Consider the following 23,438-nt stretch of genomic DNA (forward strand, 5'->3'; position numbering starts at 1 on the left):
GCCTTGATCGTGCCGGTGATGACGTCGACCGAGGGGCGCTGGGTGGCGAGCACGACATGGATGCCGGCGGCACGCGCCATCTGGGCGAGGCGCTGGATCGTGCCCTCGATCTCCTTGCCGGCGACCATCATCAGGTCGGCCATCTCGTCGACGATGACGACGATATAGGGCAGAGGCTCGAGGTCCATGACCTCCTCCTCATAGATCGCCTCGCCACTGTGCTTGTCGAAGCCGGTCTGGACGGTCCGGGTGATGACCTCGCCGGCCGCCTTGGCCTCGCCGACCCGGGCATTGAAGCCGTCGATGTTGCGCACCGAGAGCTTCGACATCTTCTTGTAGCGCTCCTCCATCTCGCGCACCGCCCATTTGAGGGCGACGACCGCCTTCTTGGGGTCGGTGACGACGGGGGTGAGCAGATGCGGGATGCCGTCATAGACGGAGAGCTCGAGCATCTTGGGATCGACCATGATCAGCCGGCACTCCTCCGGCTTCAGCCGGTAGAGGATCGACAGGATCATGGTGTTGATCGCGACGGACTTGCCCGAGCCGGTGGTGCCGGCGACGAGCAGATGCGGCATGCGGGCGAGATCGGCGATCACCGGCTCGCCGCCGATGGTCTTGCCGAGGCAGAGCGCCAGCTTGTGCTTGGTCGCCTCGAAATCCTGGCTGGCGAGGAGCTCGCGCAGGAAGACGGTCTCGCGCTTGGCGTTGGGCAGCTCGATGCCGATGGCGTTCTTGCCCTGCACCACCGCGACGCGCGCCGAGACCGCGCTCATCGAACGCGCGATGTCGTCCGCCAGCGAAATCACCCGCGACGACTTCGTGCCAGGCGCAGGCTCAAGCTCGTAAAGCGTCACCACAGGGCCGGGGCAGGCCTGGACGATCTCGCCCCTGACGTTGAAGTCTTCGAGCACGCCTTCGAGGAGGCCGGCATTCTGCTGCAGCACCTCGACCGGCATGGTTTCTTCCGGCGTCTGCGGGGGCTCGGCCAGGAATTCGATCGGCGGAAGCTGGAAGCCGATCGGCTGCTCCGCTTGGCGGGCGGGCGCCTTCCGCACCCGAGCGGCCGGGGCGACGGGCCGAACGGGGGCTTCGACGGCTTCGGTCGTCATGGGGTCGGTCGCGGCTTTCGCAGGCGCCTCGGGCGCTTTCGCGACGACCGGTGGCGAGAATGGCAGCACGGCCGGTTGAGGCGCCATCGAGATGCGCAGATTCACCGAATAGCCCGACCAGAGCGAGCGGACGCCCGGATTGGCCATCGCTTGAACCGGTGCAGCGGCTTCGACCACCGGCAAGATCGGTTCCTCCGCCTCCCACGGTTCATCGGCGATGGAATCGTCTTCCCACGCCATCGTCTCCATGGTCCTGGGAACGGGAGCGGTCACCTCGCTCTCGTCGCGGCCGATCTCGGGCACGAGATCCCAGAAGGCGTGGTCCGAGAGGAAGGCGAAGGGCGTCGAGCGCGGCTCCGCCGGGATCTCCGTCGACTGGCGCGCGTTCGCGAAGGCGGCCTCGCCGCGTTCCGGGGCATCATCCTCGGGCCAGATTTCGGGCGCGATATCCTCGATCGATGCGAGATCGGGCTCGGGCATTGTCTCGACCGGCGCTGCGGCCTGCAGATAGGTCTCGCTGTCGGGCGTGCCCCAGATCTCTCGCATCAGATGCTTGGGCGTGCGCCAGAAGCGGACACGCGTCGAATCGGCCAGGGTCACGGCGTGGGGGTGGCCGCCGCTGAACATCAGCGGAGGGCTCTGCCTCTCGGTCGCCTGCTCCGTCGGCGCCTGCCGCGCCTTGCGCGTCGAGCGGACATAGACCGGTGCGGACGGCTCGGCGGCGGGGCCGCGATTCGTCGCGACGCCGGGCGTGTGAGGCGCGCCTGAACTTCGCAGGGATTCGTCTGCAGGATCAGCCTGATAATCGCCGGGTGCGAAGCTGTTGGTTCGCTGATGACGGTCGCGTTTATACATCGGAGACAGCGAACACTACTACTGGCCAACTCGGTCTTCTGGCCTAACCGGGCAGGGTTAACGGCGCATAAACGGGTGCAGGGCGAGGCCGGATAAATCGGCAGCAAACCTGCCTGGACATTCGCGCGGGCCTCCTCGGGATGAGGGCTCGGCTTTCCAAACGGATTTCACGCCGGCCGCGTCGCCGCGCCGAGCGCGAGGAACGCCTCGATGGCGGGAGAGGCTTGGTCGGGGCGATGCGCGAGCCAGGTGGCGAGCGAGGGCGCCGGCTCCGTCAGCCGCCGCGTCACGACATTGTCGAAGCGGATATTGGCGAAGGAGGAGGCCATCACCGTCAGCCCGACGCCGGCCGCGACGAGGCCGATGATGGTGGCCGGCTCCCGTGCCTCCTGCACGATACGCGGCCGGAAGCCGGCCTGGCGGCACAGCTCGATGAACTGGTCGTAGGTGCTGGTCGCCGCTTCCCGCGAGAAATGCACGAAGGCATCGCGCTCGAGCTCGGCAAGCGCGACGCGCTGCCGGGCAGGGGAACGGCCGAGGCGGTGGCTGCGTGGCAGGAAGAGCAGGAGTTCCTCGCGCTGCATCTCCAGCGTCGCAAGCCGCGGATCGGCGAGCGCCGGATCGTCCGGCATGCGCAGGAAGGCGAGGTCGAGCCCGCCGTCCAGAAGCTCCTGCATCTGCACATGGCTGTTCATTTCCCGCAGCGTCAGATGCACGTCCGGCCGCTGCTCGCGGAAGCTGTGGATCAGCGTCGGCATGATCGTCGCGAGCGGCGCGGACGCAGTGAAGCCGATGCGCAATTCCCCGATCTCGCCGCGCCCGGCCCGGCGGCCGATGGTCAATGCCAGTTCCGCCCGCGCCAGCACGGCGCGCGCCTCGGGCAGGAAGATCCGGCCGGCCGCGGTGAGCTCGACCCGGCGGCTGGTGCGGGCGAAGAGCTCGGCGTCGAGCTCCCGTTCGAGCGCGTGAATCTGCTGGCTCAGCGGTGGCTGCGAGATGCCGAGACGCTGCGCGGCACGGCCGAAATGCAGCTCTTCCGCGAGCACGGCGAAATAGCGGAGATGGCGGAGATCCATTCGCAAAACCTATCGATCGGAACCAAATCGATATTGGACAATATCGGGCCCAACTTCCATCTCAACCAACGCGCGCAGCGTGACCTGCGCTGCGGAACTGACAATCATGACCGAAATGACCTCCCCTCAGTCGCTGCGCATCGAGACGCCTGTCGCGCTCGACATCGCGGAGCCCGAGGCCGACAGCCGGATTCGCCGGGGCACACGCGGTTTCCGCCTGACCAACCTTGCCTTGTTCTCCGCCGGCTTCTCCACCTTCGCCCTGGTCTATTGCGTGCAGCCGCTGATGCCGGTGTTCTCGCAGGAATTCGGCATCACCCCGGCCCAGAGCAGCCTGGCGCTGTCGGCGACCACCGGCACGCTCGCTTTTGCGATGCTGGTCGCGAGCTCGCTCTCGGAGATCGTCGGGCGCAAGCCCGTGATGGTGGCCTCGCTCCTGGCCTCGGCCGTGCTGATGATGCTGAGCGCCTTCGCGCGCAACTGGCACGACCTCGTGCTGCTGCGCGCGCTGGCGGGCATCACCTTCAGCGGCTTGCCGGCGGTGGCCATGGCCTATGTCAGCGAGGAGATGCATGCCGAGTCGGCCGGCCTCGCCATGGGGCTCTATATCGGCGGCAGCGGCCTCGGCGGGCTTGGCGGCCGCGCCATCACCGGCGTCATCGCGGATTTTTCGTCCTGGCGCATCGGGCTTTTCGCCGTCGGCCTCGTCGGCGTCGTCTGCGGGCTCGTGCTCTGGCGCACCTTGCCGGCCTCGCGGCATTTCCGGCGCGTTGCGCCCTCCGTCAGGGCACTCGCCGGCTCCTTCGCGGTGCATCTGCGCGACGGGCGCCTGCGCCTTCTGTTCCTGGAAGGCTTCCTCCTGCTCGGCAGCTTCGTCTGCGTCTACAACTACACCGGCTACCGGCTGATGCAGCCGCCCTTCTCGCTGAGCCAGGTGGCCGTCAGCTTCATCTTCGCGGTCTATCTCGTCGGCATCCTGTCTTCGGCCTGGATCGGCGATCTGGCGGGGCGGCTCGGCCGGGGACCGATGTTGTGCCTGTCGCTCGGCCTGATGCTGCTCGGCGTGCTGGCCACGTTGTCTTCCTCCCTCCCGGTGATCGTGCTCGGCATGGCCGTGCTGACCGGCGGCTTCTTCGGGGCGCACGCCACCGCATCGGGCTGGGTCGGCGCGAAGGCTCAGCACGCCAGGGCCCAGGCCTCCTCGCTCTATCTCTTCGCCTACTATCTCGGTTCGAGTGCGGTCGGCACGCTCGGCGGTGTCTTCTGGGCGCAGGCGGGCTGGGGCGGCGTGGTCGGGTTGATCAGCGCGCTCCTTCTCGTGGGCTTTGTCTGCGCCGCCTGGCTGACGATGCGGCCCGGGCCGGCGGGAACGGGCGCTCGCGCCTGAGTTTGCGAGGCTGCGTCGACCAAGTCTTGCCCTCTGGAGAGCGGCTCGAAGCGAGTCCTTCGCGGAACTCCTGGCCGGATCAGCGGGTTCATCCGCTGTTCCCGATGGAGGAGGACGAGATGCCGGCCAAATCCGCTGCCCAGCAGAAGGCCGCCGGAGCCGCGCTTGCGGCCAAGCGCGGCGACATGAGGAAGAGCAAGCTCCAGGGCGCCTCGAAGTCGATGGAGAAATCGATGAGCGAGAGCGAGCTGGAGAAGATGGCTTCCACCAAGCGCAAGGGCAAGCCCGAGCACGTCTCCAAGCACTGACGGTGGCCGAGGCGTCGGCCGCGTACCGGCACGGCGTCGGCCGGCGCCGGGGCGCCTACAGATAGGGCGGCGTGCAGGCGCTGACCACGACGCAGCGTTCCGTGCCGATATTGCGGAAGCGATGGGGGACGCGGCTGTCGAAGAGGTAGGCTTCGCCCGGGCTCAGCACCTTGATCTGGTCGCCGACGGTGATCTCGAGTTCGCCCGAGAGGATGACGCCGCCCTCATGCGAGTTGTGCTTGAGCATGGCGACGCCGGTATCGGCGCCGGGCTCGTAATATTCGTGCAGGATCTGGAGATTGTGGGCCTTGGCGTCTCCGACCTGGCGGAACGACATCCTGCCCCGGCTCTCCCCGCCATTGACCTGATGCAGGCGCGAGGTCAGGTCGATGAGGTCGTCGGCCTCGAAGAAGACCTTGTCGCGCGGCGTGCGCGCTTCGTCGAAAAAATTGACCATGCTCATCGGGATGCCGTCGAGGATCTTCCGCAGCGATGCGACCGACGGGCTGTTCCGATTCTGCTCGATCAGCGAGATCAGGCTATGCGTCACGCCGGAGCGGCCGGCCAGTTCCCGCTGGGAAAGCCCGGCAGCCAGTCGGATTTCGCGCAGTCTGCCCCCGACATCGAAGCTCATTTCTGCCTTTCCTCCCCATGCCGCCCGTATTCGTTAAACCCGCGCGCCATGCAGTGGGCGTCTGCCCGGCGCCTCTTGCGTTGCTCAATATTCTGAGCAATGCTGACGGAAAGCCAACAAGAAAATCATGTCGCGGGGAACAGGCGTAGCGGAATAGTTTTTTCGATCGAAGCGACCGTTTAGATCAGGATGCCCAATTTTGTCCAATAGGGCCGCGCGGAGGCGAATACTCTCTTCGCGTATCGGTTGTTGTTTTTCGAATGCTATCGTCCCGTTCTGTGCCCTGCGGGAAACCGGGTTGAAAGCAGGGTGAGCGCGCATCATGACTAAGGCCGATACCGTATTATTGAACGGCCGCATCTTTTGCGGCCTGGCGGACGGCTTCGCCGAGGCGCTGGCAATCGCGGATGGAAAGGTTCTGGCGGCGGGGTCTGCCACCGAGATTGCCGCGCTGCAAGGCCCAGGCACGAAGGTCGTCGACCTTGCCGGGCGGGTCGCCATCCCCGGCCTCAACGACGCGCATATGCATCTGCTGCCGCTCGGCCTCGGCATGAGCGAGGTCAATCTGCGGCCCGAGGAAGGGGTCAATAGCATTGACGAGGCGCTGCGCCGCATCGCGGTGGCCGCCAGGGGCAAGAAGCCGGGCGAATGGGTGCTGGGCCGCGGCTATGATCACAATGAGTTCGCAGAGCTGCGTCATCCGACCGCCGAGGAACTCGATCGCATCGCGCCCGACAACCCCGTCTACATCAAGCGCACCTGCGGCCATGTCGGCGTCGTCAACAGCCGGGCCATGGCCGCGGCCGGCATCGGCCACAACACGCCGAGCCCGGCCGGCGGCTTGATCGAGCGACGCGACAACAAGCTCACCGGTTTGCTGGCCGAAAGCGCGATGCGCCTGATCGTCGAGGCGATGCCGCAGCCGAGCGTCGCCGAACTCAAGGCCGCGATCGAGAAGGCCGGGCATTATATGCTGTCGCAGGGCTTCACCAGCGTGATGGATGCCGGTGTCGGCATGACTGCCGGCATGGCCGAGATCGCGGCCTATGAGGAGGTCGCCCGCACTGGGACGCTACCGGTCCGTACATGGGTCTGCATCTACGGCAATGCCGACGGCATCGGCGACGAGGCCCATCGTGCCGGCTACCGTTTCGGCCGCGAGGTCGGGCTGCTGCGCTACGGCGCGATGAAGGTCTTCGGCGACGGCAGCGCCGGCGGGCTGACCGCCGCGATGAGCGAGCCCTACCTTGTCGGCGATCCCGATAATCGCGGAATCTTCATCTATTCCGATGCCGACATGCACCGCTATCTCCGGCATTATCACGAGCTCGGCTACCAGCTCGCGATCCACGCGATCGGCGATGCGGCGATCGAGCAGGTGCTGTCGGGCATGGAGAAGGCCGACAGTCCCGAGCATCCGATCAAGGGCCGCCGCCACCGCATCGAGCATTGCGGCTTCCTGACCGACGGCCAGCTCGCCCGCATGGCCGCTGCCGGCATCGACCCCTTGCCGCAGCCGATCTTCATCTACGAGTTCGGCGATCTCTACGTCACCAATCTCGGCCAGGAACGGGCAGACGCCTCCTATCCGATGCGCAAATGGCTGGATGCCGGCCTGCACGCCGCCGCGAGTTCCGATGCGCCGGTCTGCGCCACCGATCCGTTCAAGAACCTCTTCAGCATGGTGACGCGCCAGACCAAGCGCGGCACCGTGATCGGCGGGGCCGAGCGCTTGACGATGGAGGAGGCCGTGCACGCCTATACCGCGCTCGGCGCCTACACTCAGTTTGCCGAGGATCGGATGGGCCGGCTCGTTGCGGGCCAGTTCGCCGATATCGCCGTGCTCTCCCAGGACATCTTCTCGATCCCGGTGGAAGCGCTCGAGAACGAGGTGCGCTGCGATCTGACCCTGCTGGGCGGTGAGGTCGTCTTCGATCGTCACGGTCAGCTCGCCGCCGCCGCGCAATAGGGCGGGATAGGTCTTCATGCTGCGCCATACGCTGCAACGGCTTCTGCTGGTTCTGCCCGTCCTGCTCGGTGTGCTGCTCGTTGGCTTCCTGCTGATGCAGGTCGTGCCGACCGATCCCGCCCAGGTGCGCGCCGGGCCGACCGCGACGCAGGACGTGGTCGAGGCCATCCGTCAGGAGCTCGGCCTCAATCAGCCGCTCTGGAAGCAGTTTGCGATCTATATCGGCCGTCTCGCGCAGGGCGATCTCGGCGTCTCGATCATCAACAATGTCCCGGTTTCACAGGAACTCGGCAACACCATCGGCCCGACGCTGGAGCTGATGTTCGCCTCGCTCGTCTGGGCGATCCCGCTCGGGATGCTGCTCGGCACGGTCGGCGCCTATTTCCGCGGTTCCCTGCTCGACCGCGCCATCATGGCGGTCTCGGTCGCCGGCGTCTCGCTGCCGGTCTTCTTCCTTGGACTGGGGCTGATCTGGCTCTTCGGCTTCAAATATCCGATCCTGCCCTTCACCGGCCGCACCGGCCCGCTCTGGACCTGGGAAGGGTTGCAGGGGATCATCCTGCCGGCCATCACGCTCGGCGGCGTCTTCGTCGGCCCGGTCGCGCGGATGACGCGAACCTCTGTGCTCGATGAGCTCGGCGCCGACCATGTCCGCACCGCCCGCGCCAAGGGGCTCGGCGAGCGCACGGTCCTGCTGCGTCACACGCTGCGTAACGCGCTGGTGCCGGTGGTCACGCTGATCGGCCTGCAGATCGGCTTCCTCCTCGGCGGCGCGGTCGTCACCGAGACGGTGTTTTCCTGGCCCGGCATCGGCCGGCTCGCGGTCGGCGCCATCCTGTCGAGCGATTTGCCGATGGCGCAGGGCACGATCATCGTGCTCTCGCTCGGCTTCATCCTGGTCAATCTTGCCGTGGACGTCCTCTATGCCGTGCTCGACCCGCGTGTGAGGGGCGCCTGATGAGTTCCTCGACCAGTCCGCTCCAGCCGGGCACCAAGGCGGTGGAAGCCGCCATCGGCGTAGCCGCCGCCGCGCCCGTCCGCCGGAAGACGGTGCTCAGGATGCTGCTGTCGGATGTCGGAGCCTGCATCGCGCTGGCTCTGGTCGTGCTGTCGATCCTCGGTGCCGTCTTCGCGCCCTGGCTCGCCCCCACCGATCCCTATGGCAATGATCTCGCCAACACGCTGAAGGCCCCGGGCGAGCTCGGCCTCCTCGGGACCGACGGGCAGGGGCGCGACATGATCACGCGTTTGCTCTTCGGCCTCAGGACGACGCTGGTGATGGGGCTCGCCTCCGTCATCATCGGCGGCTCCATTGGCGGCGTCATCGGCTTTGCGGCCGCCTATTACCCGAAGATTTCCGGCGTGCTGATGCGGCTGATGGATGTGCTCCTGTCCTTCCCGGCCATCCTGTTCGGCCTCGCCATCGCCGCGATCTTCGGGCCGGGCCTGCCCTCGGTCATCATCGCGCTCGCCATCGCCACGGTGCCGCTGATGGCGCGCGTCGTGCGCGGCTCGGCGCTGGTCGTGCTGCAGCAGGGCTATATCGAGGCCGCGCGCTCGCTCGGCTTGCGGGATCTGCACATCATCCTGCGCTACGTGCTGCCCAACTGCCTCTCGGCGATCTTCGTCTTCGTCACGCTGCGCTTCGGGCAGGTGATCCTGCTCGGCGCGGCGCTCTCCTTCCTCGGGCTCGGCGCCCAGCCGCCGACGGCGGAGCTCGGCGCAATGGCCGCCGACGGGCGCAACTTCCTGTTCTTCGCGCCGCATGTCTCGGTGCTGCCGAGCCTGGCGATCTTCGTGGTCGTGCTCGCCTTCAACGTGCTCGGCGATGCGCTGCGCGACGCCCTCGACCCGAAGCTGCGCAAATAGAATCCGACACCATCAAAAAAAGGGGACCTGCTCGATGATCAAGTTTTCCGCTCTGTTTCTCGCCGGCGCCGCCGGCGCGATTCTGGCCGCCGCGCCCGCCATCGCCCAGCAGAAGGCGCCGCTCTCGATCCTGCGCGTGATCGACGCCGACAATTACGACCCGATCCGCACCACGGCGACGGCGGCGGCCGAGGTCATCTACATGATGGCCGACACGCTGGTGACGGTCGATTTCGACATGAAGACGATCAAGCCCGGCCTCGCCGAGAGCTGGACGGTGTCGCCGGACGGCAAGACCTACACCTTTAAGATCCGCAAGGACGTCAAGTTCTGCGACGGCCGGCCGATGACCATCGACGACGTGGTCTATTCGCTGAAGCGCTGGGTCGATCCGGCCAACAAGTCGCCGGTCTCCTTCCGCGGCGGCCCGGTTCAGGACATCCGTGCCGAGGGCGATTCCACGCTGATCTATGAGCTCAAGGAGCCCTATAGCGACCTGCTCTTCCAGATGGCGCTGTCCTTCGCCTCGGTCGTCGACAAGAACGCGGTCGAGAAGCTCGGGGCGAATTTCGGCGTGCAGGGCTTCAACGCCACCGGCCCCTATTGCTGGGTGAAGTGGACGCCGCGCCAGGAAATCGTGCTGAAGAAGAACCCCTATTACAATTGGGGTCCGTCGATCTACAAGGACCCGAAGCCACAGATCGAGGACATCGTCTGGAAGGTCATTCCCGAGCCGAATACGCTGATGGCCGCGATCCAGGCCAAGCAGGCCGACGTGACCTACTACATGCCCTATATCGCGCTCGACACGATGCAGCGCATCCCCGGCATGACCGTGCAACGCCAGGAAAACTACATCTACGACGTCTTCATGGGCTTCAAGGTCGACAAGCCCGTCTCGAAGGACAAGGCGATCCGCGAGGCCGTCAACATGGCCACCGACAAGCAGGCCATCGCCAAGGCGATCTTCTTCGGCAAGGGCACCGCGCTGCCATCGCTGCTGAATCCGGCCGTGCTTGACTACGACAAGGACACGGCCGCGAAGATGCCGAAGCACGATCCGGCGGCGGCGGCGAAGCTTCTCGACGAAGCCGGCTGGAAGCCGGGCGCCGATGGCATCCGCGAGAAGGACGGCCAGAAGGCCACCTTCATCGTCTACGGCATCCGCAACGACGTGAACCCGCGCATCTCCGAGGCGATGCAGGCCGATCTGCGCAAGATCGGCATCGACCTCAAGATCCAGCTCTGGGACGCCACCGTCGCCTGGGGCAAGCTGGCGACGCAGGAGTTTGACGCCTTCTACATGTCCTACCCCTATGTCACGGCGACGGAGGCGCTGAACCTCTACTTCGCCAGCCGGCAGGTGCCGACGCCGAACCGCATGAACTGGAAGGACCCGAAGACGGACGAGCTGCTCAAGGCAGCCGCGACCGCCGTCGATCCGGCCAAGCGCAAGGAGGCGATCGGCGCCGTCCAGATGCAGCTCACCGACGCCAATGTCTGGGTGCCGCTGGCCTCGCAGCCGCTCTGGGTCGTGGCGGGTGATCGCGTCGAGGGCGTGCGCGCCCACGGCATCTACGGTGCCGGGCTCTACAAGGGCCTCGACATCAAGCTGAAGCGCTGAGTTTTTTCGAGCGCAGGCTGATTCTCCGCGGAAACGAGCCGTCATTCCGGGCTTGACCCGGAATCCATCGAAGGGCGCTGCGCTCGACGATGGATTCCGGATCGGCGCCGCTGTCGCGGCTTGTCCGGAATGACGGCGCCGTCCCGTAAAATCAGCCTTCGCCATGCCTTTGGGAGCGGAGGAGAACACCATGACGATCACGGTCATCAAGAACGCCGACATCGTTGTCGCCTGGGATGCGGAAGCGTCCCGCCACGTCTATCTGCACGATGCCGACGTCGCCTTCGCGGATGGCGCGATCAGCTTCGTCGGCAAGCGCTATGAGGGGCAGGCCGACGAGACGGTCGATGGGCGCGGGCGTATGGTCATGCCGGGCCTCGTCAACATCCATTCGCATCCGTCGAGCGAGCCGCTCAACAAGGGCTTCCTCGACGAGCTCGGCTCGCCCGCCCTCTACAACTCCTCGCTCTACGAGTTCATGCCGATCCTGCGGCCGGATGCCGAGGCGGTGCCGGCCTGCGTCGAGGTCGCCTATTCGGAATTGCTGCTGTCGGGCGTCACCACGGTCGCGGACCTGTCGGTCGCCCATCCCGGCTGGCTCGACCTCGCGGCCAATAGCGGCCTGCGCGTCTGCCTCTCGCCGATGTTCCGCTCGGCCCGCTGGTTCACCAGGAACGGCCATGTCGTCGAATACGAATGGGACGAGAAGGCCGGGCAGGCGGCCATGGCCCAGGCCCTCGACGTGATCGAGCAGGCGCAGAACCACCCCTCCGGCCGGCTCTTTGGCATGGTCTGCCCCGCCCAGATCGACACCTGCAGCGAGGGGCTGATCAAGGAAAGCCATGCCGAAGCCGGGCGCCGCGGGCTGCGCTGGCAGATCCATGCCGCGCAATCGACGGTGGAGTTCCACGAGATCACCCGCCGCCACGGCGTCTCGCCGATCCAGTGGCTGGAGAAGCTCGGCGTGCTCGGCGAGACCAGCATCGTCGGCCACGCCATCTTCCTCGACGACTATCCGCGCGTCGCCTGGCACAGCCGGCGCGATCTCGCACTGCTCGCCGAGACCGGCACGACCGTCGCCCATTGCCCCACGGTCTTCATGCGCCGCGGCATCGCGCTCGACGATTTCGGGCGCTACCGCCGGGCCGGCGTCCGCATCGGGCTCGGCACCGACACCTATCCGCACAACATGCTCGAGGAGATGCGCCATGCCGGCTATGTCGCCCGGCTGATGGCGGAGAGCCCGCGCACGCTCACCACAACCGATATCTTCGAGGCTGCGACCACGGCCGGCGCCGCCGCGCTCGGCCGCGACGACATCGGGCGGTTGGAAGCCGGCTGCAAGGCGGACCTCGTGATGGTCGATCTCGCCCATCCGATGATGCAGCCGCGCCGCGACCCCGTGCGCAGCATGGTCTATGCGGCCGCTGAGCGTGCCGTGGATCGCGTCTATGTCGATGGTCGGCTGGTCGTGGCCGACGGCATGGTGCTGACGATGGACTATCCCGATGCCGCCCGCCGCCTGCACGAGGCGCAGAAGCGCACCGAGGCCGCCGCGCCGGAATATGATTGGGCCAAGCGCCCCGTCACCGACTATTCGCCGCTGACCTTCCCGAAGGGCTGAGGCGGCTCTCAGCGAGTAGAGGCGTCGCGAGCTTACACGCCCGTCATTGCGAGCGGAGCGAAGCAATCCAGCAGGACTGGGTGAGAGGTTTCACCTGGCTGCCCTGGATTGCTTCGTCGCTTTGCTCCTCGCCATGACGGTTCGCGTACTGGGCTAGTCGGTGCGCAGCCGGCGCGCTTCCTCAAAAAACCTCGGGCACATACATTTCCGGCGGTACCGGATGACGCAGATAATCCGGATTGCGCACGCGCGCGGGCAGCACGATCTCCGGCTTCGGCACGTTCTCATAGGGAATCTGGCCGAGCAGATGCGAGATCATGTTGAGGCGGGCGCGCTTCTTGTCTACCGCCTGCACGACCGACCACGGCGCATGCTCCGTATGGGTCCGCTCCAGCATCTCTTCCTTGGCGCGGGTGTAGTCCTCCCAGTGGACGCGGCTCTCCAGATCCATCGGCGAGAGCTTCCACTGCTTCAGCGGATCCTCGATGCGCATGCGGAAGCGGAATTCCTGCTCCTCGTCGGTGATCGAGAACCAGTACTTGATCAGGATGATGCCGGAGCGCACGAGCATGTGCTCGAAATCCGGAACCGAGCGGAAGAACTCCTCCAGCTCCTCGGGGGTGCAGAAGCCCATCACCCGCTCGACGCCGGCGCGGTTGTACCAGGAGCGGTCGAACAGCACCATTTCGCCGGCGCTCGGCAGATGCGGAACATAGCGCTGGAAATACCACTGGTTGCGCTCGCGCTCGGTCGGAGCGGGCAGGGCGACGACGCGGCAGATGCGCGGGTTGAGACGCTGCGTCACGCGCTTGATCGCGCCGCCCTTACCGGCGGAGTCGCGCCCTTCGAACAGCACGACGACCTTGAGCTTCTTGTACTGGATCCAGTCCTGCAGGCGCACGAGTTCGTGCTGCAGGCGGAAGAGCTCACGGAAATAGACCTTGCGGTCGAGGGTATCGCCGCCCGCGCCTTCCAGCCCTTCCGCAACGAGCTCGTCGAGGCGGTCATCTTCGAGCTGCAATTCCAGCTCCTCGTCGAAGCTGTCGAGAATCTCGTCCTTGATGCGGTCCAGATTGTCGGGAGACATGCTGTCAACTCTATGCGTGACGGGTTGAAAGAAGACGGCGCGCGGTTCGACCGACAGCCGCCGGGACACAGTCCGAGCCATCGTCCAGCCAACATCGGCTTTATCTGTGGCCGACGTGACAGTTCGATGAAAAACAACGTCGGAGGGCCGGGGCGTTGTTCCGTCTTCGCTGTCCGATTTCGGTCGATGCCGATTGCGGCTGTGGATCGGAACCGCCGCGCCCGGCGGCAATTGACAAATCGAAAAGAGATATTTCAAACTTAAAATATCAGACCCAGGACAATGGGCACATCAGGGAACGGTGCATGCGGGTTATCATCGTTGGCGGCGGCATCGGCGGGTTGACCTTGGCGCTGATGCTGCACGCACGGGGCATCGGCGCGACCGTCTACGAACAGGCGGGGGAAATCCGCGAGGTCGGTGTCGGGATCAACACGCTGCCGCACGCGATCCGCGAGCTCGCCGAGCTCGGCCTGCTGCCGGCGCTCGACGAGGCCGGGATTCGCACGCGCGAACTCATCTATATGAACCGCTTCGGACAGGCGGTCTGGCGCGAGCCGCGCGGCCTGCACGCCGGCGCGCCGGTGCCGCAATTCTCGATCCATCGCGGGAGGCTTCAGCGCCTCATCCGCGACGCGGTCGCCGAGCGGCTTGGCGAGGATGCGATCCGCACCGGCCGGCGCCTGCTTGGCTTCCTGCAGGATGAGGGTGGCGTCACCGCGCATTTCAGCGATGCCCGCTTCGGCGAGGCTGGCGAGACGGCGCGCGGCGACATCCTGGTGGGCGCCGACGGCATCCATTCGGCGGTCAGGGCTTTCTACTTCCCGAACCAGGGGACGCCGCGCTGGCAGGGTGTGCAGATGTGGCGCGGCGCCTGCGACTGGCCGGTCTTCCTCGACGGCGAGAGCATGATCATCGCCGGCGGCATGGCCGGCAAGCTTGTGCTGTACCCGATCGGCAAGGGGGCGACACCACAGACGCGATTGACCAACTGGGTCGTCAACATCCGCAATGGCGATGCCGAGCGGCCGCCGCCGAAGGAGGCCTGGTCGAAGTCGGGCCGCCTCGAGGATGTGCTGCCCTTCGCGCGCCGTTTCAGCGTGCCGGGCTTCGACATCCTCGGCCTGATCCGGGCGACTGCGACCTTCTGGGAGTACCCGATGTGCGACCGCGACCCGCTGCCGCGCTGGACCCATGGCCGCGTCACGCTGCTCGGCGATGCCGCCCATCCGATGTATCCGGTCGGCTCGAACGGCGCTTCGCAGGCGATCCTCGATGCGCGCTGCCTTGCCGACCGGCTGGCCAAAGCCGAGCATCCGCGCCAGGCGCTGGCAGCCTATGAGGCTGAGCGTCTGCCGGCGACGGCGGAGGTGGTGGCAATGAACCGGGTCGGCGGGCCGGAGCGGGTGATCGACGCGGTCGAGGCGCTGGCGCCGAACGGTTTCGACGATGTCGAGCGTGTGCTGAGCTACGCAAGGCGCGAGCAGATCGTGAAGTCCTATGCCGGCAAGGCCGGCTTCTCGGCGGAGCAACTGGCAACCCGCAAGGGTTGATCAACCGGCCTCGGTCAGCTGGCGGATGCGGGTCTTCAGACCGGCATTCGCCGTCTCGCAAGCCTTGAGCCGGCGCATCAGGTCGAGCGGCACGGCCTCGGCCGGATCGGTGAAGACGATGCCGATCCGCTCTCCGCTGCGCCAGACCGTGCGTGCCGAATACTGACGCTGCCGCGAAGGGATTTCGAGCTCGAAGGACGGCGGCAGCGCAACGGCATCCGGCACGGCCATCAGCGCGCCGCTGCCGGACAGGTTCCGGATCGTGCAATCGAGTGTCGAGCGCCGGCCGTTGAAGGCCACGATCCCGCCGAGCAGCGTGCGCTGGCGCGGCGCGCGACGACGTTCGGTATCCATCGCTGTTGCGTTCCCCGAAAGACAACGACCCAAGGTTGCAGGGGGCAGTTAAGCAGATCAGATCCGCGCGCTCACGCTTAACGATTGATTATCCTTAACGGGCCATCGCCGGCCAGGGGGCGATCGGCCGGCGAGGCGATGCTTTTCACGGGAATGTGCCGGCTCAGGCGCCTTCGGGCGGCGGCGGCAGGAAATCGACCTCGTGCTTGGCCGAGAGCGCGACGACATCCGCCGGCTTCTGCTCCGCCATGGAATGGATGCCCCAGAACAGATCGTAGAGCCGGCCGGTCGGCGAAACCCAGAACAGGCACTTCACCGTCGCGTCGCTCTTGTTGAACAGGCCATGCGGCACATTGCGCGGCAGGCGGATCAGGTCTCCGGCGGTGGCGAAGCTCTCCTGCCCGTCGAGCACGAGATCGAGCCTTCCCTCCAGCATGTAGATGAACTCGTCCTGCGTCGTGTGGATATGCGGCGGCACGAAGGTGCCCGGCGGGAAGGTCGCGTGCCAGGAGAAGCTGTCCTGCGACAGCGTCTTCGGCACATAGGTCTGGCCGAGGATGTTCCAGGAAATCGCGTCCAGGCCTTCATTGGCGCGCGTCACGCCGGCAGTCAGCGGCTTCATGATCTTGCTCTCCTCATCAAGCCGGCCAGCGGACCGGGCGGCGGTTGGCGGTCGCTGCTGCTAGAAGTGCAGGAAGCGGTCCTTCACGGCGCTGTCGCTGCGCAAGTCGGCGCTGGTGCCGCGCCAGACGACGCGCCCTTTCTCCAGCACGACATGGCGGTCGGCGATCCGGACCAGCGCATCGACGTTCTTGTCGATGACGAGAATGGATTCGCCTTCCGCCTTCAAGGCCGTCAGGCAGTTCCAGATCTCCTCGCGGATCAGGGGCGCGAGCCCCTCCGTCGCCTCGTCGAGGATGATCAGCTTGGGATTGGTCATCAGCGCCCGTCCGATCGCCAGCATCTGCTGCTCGCCGCCGGAGAGCTGGTTGCCGCGATTCTCTCGCCTTTCCCTGAGACGCGGGAAGAAGGCATAGATCCGCTCCAAGTCCCAGCGCTTCTTGCCGGAACGATCTGCTGCGGTCGCAATCAGATTCTCCTCGACCGAAAGCGTCGGGAAGATCTGCCGGCCCTCCGGCACGAGGCCGATGCCGGCTTGCGCGACGCGGAAGGGCGGGGCGCCGGTCAGGTCGCGGCCGCCGAAGGCGATGCGTCCGGCCTTGGCCGGCAAGAGCCCCATGATCGAGCGCACCGTCGTGGTCTTGCCCATGCCGTTGCGGCCGAGCAGAGTCACCACCTCGCCCTCGCCGACGGAAACATCGACCCCGAACAGGATCTGCGCCTCGCCATAGCCGGCATCGAGCCCTTCGACGTGGAGCATCGCTAGACCTCCTCGCCGAGATAGGCCTGCCGCACGGCCGGATCGGCCCGCACGGCCGCCGGCTCGCCCGAGGCGATGACGCCACCATAGACCAGCACCGTGACGCGGTCGGCGAGCGCGAAGACGGCGCTCATATCGTGCTCGACCAGCAGCATGGCGAAGCGGCCCTTGAGGCTCTTCAAAAGCGCGATCAATCGCTCGCCCTCCTCATGGCCGACGCCGGCGAGGGGCTCGTCGAGCAGGATGAGCTTTGGCTTGAGGGTCAGCGCCATCGCGATCTCCAGCGCGCGCTTCTCGCCATGCGAGAGGCTGCCGGCGGGAGCATGGGCGCGCTCGGTCAGGCCGACCGCCTCCAGCGCCTCCCAGGCGGGCGCATTGAGTGCCTCGTCGCGCGCCGCGTCGCGGAAGAACGAGAGCGGGTGAGCGCTATGCGCCTGCACGCCGAGCGCGACATTCTCCAGCGCCGAGAGCGAGGCGATGGTCGAGGTGATCTGGAAGGTGCGGGCGAGTCCCGCTCGCGCCCGCTTCTGCGGCGGCAGATGGGTGATGTCCGTGCCTCCGAACAGGATCGCACCGGAATCCGGCCGCAGCGTCCCGGAGATCTGGTGAACCAGCGTCGTCTTGCCCGCGCCATTAGGGCCGATCAGAGCGTGAAGCTCGCCCGGCGCGATCGAAAGGTCGACCCCGTCGGTGACCTTGAGCGCGCCGAAGGATTTGGCGAGCCCCTTCAGTGCGAGCGCCGGCTCAGCCATCGCGGCGCCCTCTGAGCTTGGTCATGAGGCCGGCGATGCCGCCTTGGGTGAACAGCACGAAGAGCACGATCAGCGGCCCGAAGATCGCCTTCCAGTTCTGGGTCCACGCCGAAAGCACATCCTCGGCGATCAGGAAGGCGAGCGCCCCGACGATGGCTCCGTGGAGAGAGCCGACGCCGCCGAGCACGACCATGAAGATCAATTCGCCCGAGCGCTGCCAGGACATGAAGGCGGGGCTGACGAAATCGGTCTGGTTGGCGAGCAGGAAACCGGACAGCCCAGCCATCATGCCGCTGATCACATAGGCGCCGAGCCGGACATGGTCGACATCGTAGCCGGTGACGGTGACGCGTACGGCGTTCTCGCGCGCGGCCCGCAGCACGCGGCCGAAGCGCGAGGCCACCAGCCGCCGCGCCAGCCAGTAGCAGAAGGCCAGCGTGCCGAGCGCGATGTAGTAGAAGCCGGTACGGTTGGCGAAGATTTCCCGGCCCAGCAGCGTGCTCTTCTCGTAGAGCGTCAGCCCGTCATCGCCGCCATAGGCGGAGAGCGCCTGCGCGAAATAGAAGGCCATCTGCCCGAAGGCGAGCGTGATCATGATGAAGGCGACGCCGCGCGTGCGCAGCGAGACATAGCCGGTCACCGCCGCGAAGGCGGCACAGACGAGCAGGATGGCCGGCAGCGCGACCAGCAGCTCGGTTTGGCCCTCGGTGATCAAGATGCCGGCGCCATAGGCTCCGATCCCGATGAAGGCGGCATGGCCGAAGGAGACGAGGCCGCCGACGCCGAGGATGAGATCGAGCGAGAGCGCCGCGACGGCGAAGATCATCGCCCGCGTCACCAATGTCAGCCAATGCGCGGGCAGGCCGAGCGCAGTCGCCAGCGGCAGCAGCGCCAGCAGACCGAGGATGACGAGCGGCGCGAGCCGGCGGGCAGCGGGCAGCGCCGGGCGCGCGATGGCCGCGGATGTCGTGACCGCGCTCACGAGCGCCCCTTGGCCGGCAGCAGCCCCTCGGGCCGCACGAACAGCACCGCCGCCATGACGAGGTAGATCAGCATGGAGGAGAGGGCGGCTCCCGTTGCGCGGGCCGAGGCGGGCGCCATGAACAGCCGCAGCAGATCGTTCATGAAGGAGCGGCCGAGCGTATCGACAAGCCCGACGATCAGCGCGCCGACAAAGGCGCCGCGGATCGAGCCGATGCCGCCAACGACGATGACGACGAAGGCCAGGATCAGCACCGTGTCGCCCATGCCGGGCTCGACCGAGAGGATCGGCGCCGCCATCGCCCCGGCGAAGCCCGCGAGCATGGTGCCGAAGGCGAAGACGATCATGAACAGCTTGCGGATATCGATGCCGAGCGCCGAGACCATCGGCGCATTCGAGGCGCCGGCTCGCAGCAGCATGCCGGTGCGGGTCTTCTCGACGACGAACCAGAGAAGCGCGCCGACGCCCAGGCCTGCCCCGATCAGCGCGAAGCGGTAGACGGGATAGAGGATGCCGTCCATCAGCCGGACATTGCCCGACAGGAATTCGGGCACCGGCACGGAAAGCGGCGCCGCGCCCCATATCATCTTCACCGCCTGGTTGAACAGCAGGATCAGGCCGAAGGTCGCCAGCACCTGGTCGAGATGCTCGCGTTCGTAGAGATGGCGGAAGACGAGGAATTCCAGCACCAGACCCAGCAGCAGCGCGGCGGCGAGCGCCAGCGCGAGTCCGAGCATGAAGGAGCCGGTCAGGCCGACGAAGGTCACGGCGAGATAGGCGCCGAGCATGTACTGGACGCCATGGGCGAGGTTGATGAAGTCCATCACGCCGAAGACCAGCGTCAGCCCGGCCGCGACCAGGAACAGCAGGATGCCGAACTGGAGCCCGTTGAGGAGCTGGACGATCAGGAGGCTTGTGGTCATGGGATCGGTGGCTCGCTCTGCCGTCGCGATCAACCTCGACCGTCATTCCGGGCGTAGCGAAGCGAAGGCCCGGAATCCATCGTAGAGCGCATTCCTTGCAGGACTCTGCCCTTCGATGGATCCCGGATCGGCGCCGCTTCGCGGCTTGTCCGGGATGACGGTGGCGGATGTGGCGCCGAGGCGCCTTATTTCAACCCGCAATCCTTGGCGTGCGGATCGGCGTAGTCGGTGAACACCTTCTCGGCGATCTCGGTCTGGAACTTGCCGTCCGCGCGCTTCGCGACCTTGACGAGATAGAAGTCCTGGATCGGGAAGCCGTTGGTGTTGAACTTGAACTTGCCGCGCAGCGAGGTGAAGTCGGCTTTCTTGATGGCGTCGCGCAGCTTGTCGGCATTGCCGGTGCCGCCGGCTGCCTTCACGGCGGAATCGATCAGCATCGCCGCATCATAGGCCTGCTGGGCGTAGGAGCCCGGCACGATCTTGTAGGCGGCTTCATAGGCCTTCACGAAGTCCTTCGTCTGGGGGTTGTCCATGTTGGGCGCCCAGGTCATCCCGCCATAGAGCCCGACCGCCGCATCCTGCTGCGCCGGCAGGGTCGATTCATCGACCGTGAAGGCGGAGAGGAAGGGAATCTTGCCTTGCAGGCCGGCCTGCGACCACTGCTTGACGAAGTTGACGCCGAGCCCCCCGGGCAGGAAGGCGAAGACGACGTCGGGCTTGGTGGAGGCGATCTTGGCGAGGTCGGCCGAGAAGTCGAGCGCGTTCAGCGGGGCGTAGACCTCATCGACGATCTCGCCCTTGAAGTAGCGCTTGAAGCCGGCGAGCGAGTCCTTACCCGCCTGATAGTTCGGCGCGATGATATAGGCCCGCTTGTAGTTCTGGTCCTGCGCGTATTTGCCGAGGACCTCGTGCACCTGGTCGTTCTGGTAGGAGGTGACGAAGAAGTTCTTGTTGCAGGCCTTGCCCGCCATGGTGGACGGGCCGGCATTCGGGCTGATCAGGAAGGCGCCGGAATCGAGCACGGGCTTGGCGATCGCGCCGAGGATGTTCGAGAAGACCGGGCCGACGACGAAGGTCGGCTTCTCGCTCTCGACGAAGCTGCGCACCCGGTCGACTGCGACGTCGGGCTTCAATTCGTCGTCGATCACGGTGATCTTGACCGGCACGCCGCCGAGCTTGCCGCCATTCTTGTCGACCGCGAGCTGGAAACCGTCGCGGACCTGCTGGCCGAGAGCGGCGCCGGGGCCGGTCAGGACGCTGACCACGCCGATCTTCATCGGTTCCTGCGCCTGGGCCGAGGCCATGGAGAGGGCCAGCGCGCCACAACCGAGCGCGAGTGCGAATTTGAGAGTCGTCATCGATGCCCTCCCGGGACGAACGAGCGAAAAAGGAGGCGCGGCCGGGTTCCCTCGGACTTCTTTGGCTCGCGCCGGAGCATAATGTTTCAAGCTTAAAATATCTGCAAGGGCTGCATGCTGAAATTTCGCGCAGACGGTGCCCGCCGTCCATCCCCGGCCGCGCAAAATCTTTGCCGGCGGGCTGCATCCCCGGGGCGCGTTTGGAAGGCCGGGGCGTTTTCAGGAAAACGCCGTCGTACCGGGGCAAGCCCGGGACGACGGCGCGATCCTGCGAGAGGCCGGTCCGTTCAGCGAATGACGGACCGGTTCGCGTGAGCGCCCGCCCGCAGGATGGCGGCCGGGCGTCGTTGCATCAGGCGATGTCGAAACGGTCGAGATTCATCACCTTCGTCCAGGCCGCCACGAAGTCCTTCACGAACTTCTCCCTGGCGTCCGTGCTGGCATAGACCTCCGCCAGCGCACGCAGGATCGAGTTCGAGCCGAAGACGAGGTCGGCGCGGGTGCCGGTCCATTTCGCGGCGCCGGTCTTGCGATCGGTGCCCTCGAACACGTCCTTGGCCTCGGAGGCGGCCTTCCACTGCGTGCCCATGTCGAGCAGGTTGACGAAGAAGTCGTTCGTCAGCGCGCCCGGCCGGTTGGTCAGCACACCATGCGTCCCGCCATCGGCGTTGATGTTGATCGCGCGCAGGCCACCGATCAGCACCGTCAGCTCCGGCGCGGTCAGCGTCAGCAGCTGTGCCCGGTCGATCAGCGCCACCTCGGCCGGCACCTTCGCCCCGGCCTTCTGGTAGTTGCGGAAGCCGTCCAGGACAGGCTCCATCACCGCGAAGGAATGGATGTCCGTCTGCTCCTGCTTGGCGTCGGTGCGGCCCGGCGTGAACGGCACGCTGACGTCATGGCCGGCGGCCTTCGCCGCCTGCTCGACGCCGACATTCCCGGCCAGCACGATGAGGTCGGCCAGCGAGATTTTCTGGTCGCCGTCGGCCTCCTTGTTGAACTGGCGCCGGATGCCGTCGAGCACCTCGATCACCTTGGCGAGCTGGGCGGGGCGGTTGACCTCCCAGTCTTTCTGGGGGCTGAGGCGGACGCGCGCACCGTTGGCGCCGCCGCGCTTGTCGCCGCCACGGAAGGTCGCGGCCGAGGCCCAGGCCGTGCCGACCAGCTCGGAGACGGTGAGGCCGGAGGCCCGGATCTTCTCCTTGAGGGCGGCGATATCGGCTTCGCCGACCAGCGGATGATCGACGGCCGGCACCACATCCTGCCAGATCAGCTCTTCCTTCGGCACTTCCGGGCCGAGATAGCGCGAGCGCGGGCCGAGATCGCGATGGGTCAGCTTGAACCAGGCGCGGGCGAAGGCTTCCGCGAAGGCCTGCGGGTTCTCCAGGAACCGGCGCGAGATCTTCTCGTAGACCGGGTCGAAGCGCAGCGACAGGTCGGTCGTCAGCATCGTCGGCTTGTGCTTCTTCGCCGGATCATGGGCGTCGGGGATGACCGCCTCGGCATCCTTCGCCTCCCACTGGATGGCGCCGCCGGGGCTGCGGGTCTGAACCCATTCGTATTTGAACAGGTTCTCGAAGAAGTGGTTGCTCCACTGCGCCGGGGTCTGCGTCCAGGTGACCTCGAGGCCGCTGCCGACCGCATCGCCGCCATGGCCGGTGCCGTAATTGCTGGCCCAGCCGAGACCCTGCGCCTCCAGCTCGGCGGCTTCGGGATCAGGACCCTTGTGGGATTCCGGCGCGGCGCCATGCGTCTTGCCGAAGGTGTGGCCGCCGCCGATGAGGGCGACGGTCTCCTCGTCGTTCATCGCCATTCGGGCGAAGGTCTCGCGGATGAAATGCGCGGCCGAGACCGGATCGCCACTGGCGCCCGGACCTTCCGGATTGACGTAGATCAGGCCCATCTCGGTGGCGCTGAGCGGCGCGTCGAACTTGTCGAGCGGGCGATGGGTCAGCCAGGCGGTCTCGGCGCCCCAGTTCACGTCATTGTCGGGCTCCCAGGTGTCCTCGCGACCGCCGGCGAAGCCGAAGGTGCGGAAGCCCATGGTCTCCAGCGCGACATTGCCGGTCAGGATCATCAGGTCGGCCCAGGAGATGGCCTGGCCGTATTTCTGCTTGATCGGCCAGAGCAGGCGGCGCGACTTGTCGATGTTGACGTTGTCCGGCCAGCTGTTGAGCGGGGCGAAGCGCTGCTGACCGCGACCGCCGCCGCCGCGACCGTCGGCGAGGCGGTAGGTGCCGGCGGAATGCCAGGACATGCGGATGAACTGCGGGCCGTAATGGCCGAAATCGGCCGGCCACCAATCCTGCGATTCGGTCATCAGCTTGCGCAGGTCGTTCTTCAGCGCCTCATAGTCGAGCTTCTCGAACGCCTTGCGGTAGCTGAAGGTCTGATCCAGTGGATCGGACTTGGCCGAGTGCTGGTTCAGCAGGTCGACGGGCAGCTGGCTCGGCCACCAGTCGCGATTCTGCCGGGCGCCGCCGCCATGGGCGACGGGGCATTTGCCCGTGCTGTCCTCAGTCTTCGCGTTCATGTTTCTCTCCGGGCTTGGCTGGGCTGAAGGCATGGTTCCATGACGATCGGAGCCTTGCCC

At 66.5% G+C, this 23,438-nt stretch carries 20 protein-coding genes; 8 read left to right on the plus strand and 12 right to left on the minus strand.

Annotated elements, in window-relative coordinates; all coding sequences use genetic code 11:
- The coding region (locus GY40_RS28115) for a DNA translocase FtsK (RefSeq protein WP_248311048.1) at positions 1–1,967 on the minus strand (1,967 nt) is incomplete at its 3' end.
- Positions 1,968–2,134: 167 nt separating this feature from the next.
- The gene (locus GY40_RS00010) at positions 2,135–3,043 is read right to left on the minus strand and encodes a LysR substrate-binding domain-containing protein (protein ID WP_038357619.1); all 909 of its coding nucleotides are present in this window, start codon (positions 3,041–3,043) and stop codon (positions 2,135–2,137) included.
- Between the two features lie 106 nt (positions 3,044–3,149).
- On the opposite strand from GY40_RS00010, the gene GY40_RS00015 reads away from it, so the two are divergent.
- Positions 3,150–4,430 carry an MFS transporter gene (locus GY40_RS00015; protein WP_081925026.1) on the plus strand — a complete coding sequence of 427 codons (1,281 nt, stop codon included), beginning with the start codon at positions 3,150–3,152 and terminating at the stop codon, positions 4,428–4,430.
- Between the two features lie 119 nt (positions 4,431–4,549).
- Positions 4,550–4,738, plus strand: coding sequence for a DUF3008 family protein (locus GY40_RS00020; protein WP_038357776.1), 189 nt, complete (start codon positions 4,550–4,552; stop codon positions 4,736–4,738).
- Positions 4,739–4,793: 55 nt separating this feature from the next.
- Here GY40_RS00020 and GY40_RS00025 read toward each other — a convergent pair whose 3' ends face one another.
- Entirely contained in the window at positions 4,794–5,372 is a 579-nt protein-coding gene (locus tag GY40_RS00025; RefSeq protein ID WP_038357621.1) for a cupin domain-containing protein, read from the minus strand.
- Between the two features lie 322 nt (positions 5,373–5,694).
- Between GY40_RS00025 and GY40_RS00030 the strand changes: the two genes are divergently transcribed.
- The 5 genes from GY40_RS00030 (at position 5,695) to GY40_RS00050 (ending at position 12,458) form a co-directional block, all read left to right on the plus strand.
- Positions 5,695–7,341 carry an amidohydrolase gene (locus tag GY40_RS00030; protein WP_038357623.1) on the plus strand — a complete coding sequence of 549 codons (1,647 nt, stop codon included), beginning with the start codon at positions 5,695–5,697 and terminating at the stop codon, positions 7,339–7,341.
- A gap of 16 nt (positions 7,342–7,357) precedes the next feature.
- A complete protein-coding gene (locus tag GY40_RS00035; RefSeq protein ID WP_038357624.1) occupies positions 7,358–8,299 on the plus strand; it encodes an ABC transporter permease in 942 nt (313 codons plus the stop codon).
- Complete coding sequence (locus GY40_RS00040; protein WP_038357626.1) at positions 8,299–9,210, plus strand: ABC transporter permease; 912 nt, start codon at positions 8,299–8,301, stop codon at positions 9,208–9,210. The genes GY40_RS00035 and GY40_RS00040 overlap by 1 nt, the downstream gene beginning before the upstream one ends.
- A 34-nt stretch (positions 9,211–9,244) precedes the next feature.
- On the plus strand, positions 9,245–10,834 hold the full coding sequence (locus GY40_RS00045) for an ABC transporter substrate-binding protein (RefSeq protein WP_038357628.1): 1,590 nt from the start codon (positions 9,245–9,247) through the stop codon (positions 10,832–10,834).
- A gap of 190 nt (positions 10,835–11,024) precedes the next feature.
- Positions 11,025–12,458 (plus strand): amidohydrolase family protein, encoded by a 1,434-nt coding sequence (locus tag GY40_RS00050; protein ID WP_038357630.1) that lies wholly within the window; start codon positions 11,025–11,027, stop codon positions 12,456–12,458.
- 181 nt (positions 12,459–12,639) lie between these two features.
- On the opposite strand, the gene ppk2 is transcribed toward GY40_RS00050, so the two are convergent.
- Positions 12,640–13,545 (minus strand): polyphosphate kinase 2, encoded by a 906-nt coding sequence (ppk2, locus tag GY40_RS00055; protein WP_038357632.1) that lies wholly within the window; start codon positions 13,543–13,545, stop codon positions 12,640–12,642.
- 305 nt (positions 13,546–13,850) lie between these two features.
- Here ppk2 and GY40_RS00060 point away from each other — a divergent pair, with 305 nt between their 5' ends.
- Positions 13,851–15,098, plus strand: a complete 1,248-nt coding sequence (locus tag GY40_RS00060) for a flavin-dependent oxidoreductase (protein ID WP_038357634.1) — start codon at positions 13,851–13,853, stop codon at positions 15,096–15,098.
- Here GY40_RS00060 and GY40_RS00065 read toward each other — a convergent pair whose 3' ends face one another.
- From GY40_RS00065 to katG, 8 genes are all read right to left on the minus strand, one after another.
- Positions 15,099–15,452, minus strand: a complete 354-nt coding sequence (locus tag GY40_RS00065) for a PilZ domain-containing protein (RefSeq protein ID WP_038357636.1) — start codon at positions 15,450–15,452, stop codon at positions 15,099–15,101.
- A gap of 163 nt (positions 15,453–15,615) precedes the next feature.
- A complete protein-coding gene (locus tag GY40_RS00070; RefSeq protein ID WP_038357638.1) occupies positions 15,616–16,074 on the minus strand; it encodes a cupin domain-containing protein in 459 nt (152 codons plus the stop codon).
- A gap of 60 nt (positions 16,075–16,134) precedes the next feature.
- Positions 16,135–16,833, minus strand: coding sequence for an ABC transporter ATP-binding protein (locus tag GY40_RS00075; protein WP_038357640.1), 699 nt, complete (start codon positions 16,831–16,833; stop codon positions 16,135–16,137).
- Positions 16,834–16,835: 2 nt separating this feature from the next.
- Positions 16,836–17,585, minus strand: coding sequence for an ABC transporter ATP-binding protein (locus tag GY40_RS00080; protein ID WP_038357642.1), 750 nt, complete (start codon positions 17,583–17,585; stop codon positions 16,836–16,838).
- The gene (locus GY40_RS00085) at positions 17,578–18,567 is read right to left on the minus strand and encodes a branched-chain amino acid ABC transporter permease (protein ID WP_038357644.1); all 990 of its coding nucleotides are present in this window, start codon (positions 18,565–18,567) and stop codon (positions 17,578–17,580) included. Before GY40_RS00085 ends, GY40_RS00080 begins: the two co-directional genes overlap by 8 nt.
- Positions 18,564–19,490 carry a branched-chain amino acid ABC transporter permease gene (locus GY40_RS00090; protein ID WP_038357778.1) on the minus strand — a complete coding sequence of 309 codons (927 nt, stop codon included), beginning with the start codon at positions 19,488–19,490 and terminating at the stop codon, positions 18,564–18,566. The genes GY40_RS00085 and GY40_RS00090 overlap by 4 nt, the downstream gene beginning before the upstream one ends.
- Before the next feature lie 185 nt (positions 19,491–19,675).
- The gene (locus GY40_RS00095; RefSeq protein ID WP_038357646.1) at positions 19,676–20,848 is read right to left on the minus strand and encodes an ABC transporter substrate-binding protein; all 1,173 of its coding nucleotides are present in this window, start codon (positions 20,846–20,848) and stop codon (positions 19,676–19,678) included.
- A 352-nt stretch (positions 20,849–21,200) separates the two neighbouring features.
- A complete protein-coding gene (katG, locus tag GY40_RS00100; protein WP_038357648.1) occupies positions 21,201–23,378 on the minus strand; it encodes a catalase/peroxidase HPI in 2,178 nt (725 codons plus the stop codon).
- Positions 23,379–23,438: the final 60 nt, after the last annotated feature.

The organism is Allobosea sp. UNC402CLCol, from assembly GCF_000745475.1.
Classification (GTDB): Bacteria; Pseudomonadota; Alphaproteobacteria; order Rhizobiales; family Beijerinckiaceae; genus Allobosea; species Allobosea spartocytisi.